Annotated in this window: 1 protein-coding gene; it reads right to left on the reverse strand. The window is 70.7% G+C overall.

The window, feature by feature from the left end:
- Window positions 1-108: 108 nt before the first annotated feature.
- A partial coding sequence (locus tag K789_RS0121695; protein WP_024368573.1) for an HAD-IC family P-type ATPase occupies window positions 109-846 on the reverse strand: 738 nt, incomplete at its 5' end.

An 846-nucleotide genomic window follows, 5' to 3' on the forward strand; every position in this document is an offset into this window, starting at 1 on the left:
CGGTGGTCCGCGGCCCCGCGGGCGTCCATCCGCGGACCCACCCGGGCGAAGGATCTCCCGAATGAGGGATTGCGTGGTGGGGTATCCGGCATGGGGGTCACTTTCAGGTCAGCCGACGTCCGCGGGGTTGAGCTTCAGGCCCCGCAGCAGCTGCGCGTTGAGGGCCACCACGATCGTGGAGGCGGACATCAGCACGGCCCCGGCGGCGGGGGAAAGGACAATCCCGGCGAACGCCAGGACGCCGGCGGCCAGCGGAACCGCAATGATGTTGTAGCCCGTGGCCCACACGAGGTTCTGCCACATCTTCCGGTAGCTCGCACGGGACAGATCCACCATGGACAGCACAGCCCGGGGGTCGTTCCCGGCCAGGACCACGCCGGCGGACTCCATCGCGACGTCGGTCCCCCCGCCGATCGCGATGCCCACCTCGGCCCGGGCCAGGGCGGGGGAGTCGTTAACGCCGTCCCCCACCATGGCCACCTTGAGGCCGCGGGACTGGAGCTCGGCCACCTTCTTGTCCTTGTCCGCCGGCAAGACCTCGGCGAAGACCTCGTCAATGTTCAGCTCGGTGGCAACGGCCTGGGCCACCTGCCGGGCGTCGCCGGTGATCATGGCAACCTTGATTCCGCGGTGCTGCAGCGCCGCGACGGCCTGGCGGGATTCCGGCCGCACTGCGTCCTCAAGGCTCACGGCGCCCAGCACGGCGTCGCCGTCCAGCACATGAAGAACTGCCGCACCCCGGTCCCGCCAGCCAGCCGTCGCGGCCGTCAGTTCCGGGGGTTCCCCCGCCTGCAGTTCCTTTAGCATCGCCGGGCCGCCCACCCGGACCGTCCTGCCGCCGATCGT

This window comes from Arthrobacter sp. TB 26 (genome assembly GCF_000427315.1).
In the GTDB taxonomy this organism is placed as follows: Bacteria; Actinomycetota; Actinomycetes; order Actinomycetales; family Micrococcaceae; genus Arthrobacter.